General features: G+C 75.6%; 2 protein-coding genes. Both read left to right on the top strand.

Annotated elements, in window-relative coordinates; translation table 11 throughout:
* Positions 1–12 precede the first annotated feature (12 nt).
* Complete coding sequence (locus J2X36_RS26715; protein WP_132256423.1) at positions 13–306, top strand: DUF3467 domain-containing protein; 294 nt, start codon at positions 13–15, stop codon at positions 304–306.
* Positions 307–438: 132 nt separating this feature from the next.
* A partial coding sequence (locus tag J2X36_RS26710; RefSeq protein WP_310355242.1) for an HlyD family efflux transporter periplasmic adaptor subunit occupies positions 439–2129 on the top strand: 1691 nt, incomplete at its 3' end.

The raw sequence follows: 2129 nt of genomic DNA, 5'->3' as shown, positions 1-2129 counted from the left end.
AGAGGGACGCCCGTGAGCGACACCAGGCAGACCGGACCCGAGGCGGTCCGCGCGATCGCGTGGCGCGAGGAGGCCATGGCGACCCACTTCGCCAACGTCGTCAACGTCCAGGGCACCCGCGAGCAGGTCGACCTCTTCTTCGGCACCAACCGCACCTGGAACGTGGCCGAGAGCGACAGCGTCGTGGTCGACCTCTCCAACCGCATCATCCTCACGCCCCTGGCGGCCAAGCGCCTGCTCTCGGTGCTCGGCGGCGTGCTCGCCGAGTACGAGGCCCGCCACGGCCGCCTCGACCTCGAGGCCTGAGCCCGCCCTCCCACGCCCGGCCGCCTCCCTCAGGCCGGGGGCGGCCCCCGATGCCGACCAGCCCCGAGGAAGGCGGCTGCGATGAGCGAGCGGTCCCGATGAGCGAGCGGTCCCGATGAGCAGGCAGCTCCGATGAGTGAGCGGGGGGCAGCCGGGATCCCGGCCGAGCCGGAGGCGCGCCCCTCCGTGCTGGAGCCGGCCCTGTGGCAGCGCCTGCAGGCCGCAGAGGGCCTGCCCGAGGCCGCCGAGGCCTGGCTCGCCCTGCAGGCCCGCTGGCTCGGCGCCTCCGCCGCCTGCCTGCTGCAGGCGCCCGGCCTCAGCCCCCTGGCCAGCCTCGGGCCCGACGCCGCGGCCCTGCGCGCGGCCGCCGCCGCCGCGCTCGACGAGACCCGGCCAGTGGTGCAGGAGGCCGAGGAGGGCCCGCCCCGCGCCGTGCTGGCCCTGCCGCTCTCGGCCGAGGGCGCCGCCTTCGCGGTGGCCGCCTTCGCCCTGCCCGGGCGCGAGCGGGACGAGTGGCGCGGCGCGATCCGGCAGGTGCAGTGGGGCGCGGCCTGGCTGGTGGCCAAGCGCGGCGAGGCGCGCGCGCGGGAGGAGCGGCAGGGTCTGGCCCGGGCCCGGGCCGCCCTCGACCTGCTGGCGGGCGTGCTGGAGCAGGCGCGCTTCCGCGCCGCCTGCATGGCGGCGGCGACCGATCTGGCGATCGCGTTTTCCTGCCAGCGGGTGGCGATCGGCTTCCTGCGCCGGGGCGTGGCGCGGATCGCGGGCATCTCGCACACGGCCCAGTTCGGGCGCGAGATGAACCTGGTGCGCCGGCTCGGGGCCTGCATGAACGAGGCGGTGGACCAGCGCAGCCTGATCCTGTTCCCGCCGCCGCCGGGGGAGGGCTTCGTCACCACGGCGCATGCGGAGCTGGCGCGGCTGCAGCATGACGGGCGGGTGCTGAGCGTGCCGCTCCTGGTCGAGGACCGCTTCGTGGGGGCGGTGACGCTGGAGCGCCCGGGCGAGCGGCCGTTCCTGCCCGAGACGATCGGGCTGATCGCGGCGACCTGCGCGGCGGTGGGGCCGGTGCTCGAGGCGAAGCGGCAGAACGACCGCTGGCTGGTGGTCAAGGCGGGCGACGCGGCGGCGGGGCTGGCGCGGCGGATCGTGGGCCCGAACCGGACGGGGCTGAAGCTGGCGCTGGCGGGGCTGGGGGTGCTGGCCCTGGCGCTGTCGCTGGTGGAGGCGGAGTACCGGGTGACGGCGGATGCGCGGGTGGAGGGGCTGGTGCGGCGCTCGGTGGTGGCGTCCTACGACGGCTACCTGAAGGCGGCGCAGGTGCGGGCGGGCGACACGGTGCGGCAGGGGGATCTCCTGGCGAGCCTGGAGGACCGGGACCTGGCGCTGGAGCGTCTGCGCTGGGTGACGGAGCGGCAGCAGCGGACCTACGAGTACGACAAGGCGCTGGCGACGCGCCAGCCGGCGACGATCAACGTGGTCAAGAGCCAGATCGAGCAGGCGGAGGCGCAGATCCGGCTTCTGGACGAGCAGCTGGCGCGGGCGCGGTTCGTGGCGCCGTTCGACGGGCTGATCGTGTCGGGGGACCTGTCGCAGGCGATTGGCGGGGCGATCGGCCGGGGTCAGGTTCTGTTCGAGATCGCGCCCCTGGACGCCTACCGGGTGGTTCTGAGCGTGGACGAGCGGCTGATTGCGGATCTTCGGGCGGGGCAGCGGGGCCAGATGCTGGCCTCCTCGCTGCCGGAGGAGCCGCAGGCGCTGACGGTGCAGACGATCACGCCGGTGGCGGAGGCGCGCAACGGGCGCAACCTGTTCCGGGTGGAGGG

Origin of the sequence: Methylobacterium sp. BE186 (assembly GCF_031457035.1) — a bacterium.
GTDB classification, from domain to species: Bacteria; Pseudomonadota; Alphaproteobacteria; order Rhizobiales; family Beijerinckiaceae; genus Methylobacterium; species Methylobacterium segetis.
This window is presented reverse-complemented; position numbering and strand designations above follow the sequence as displayed.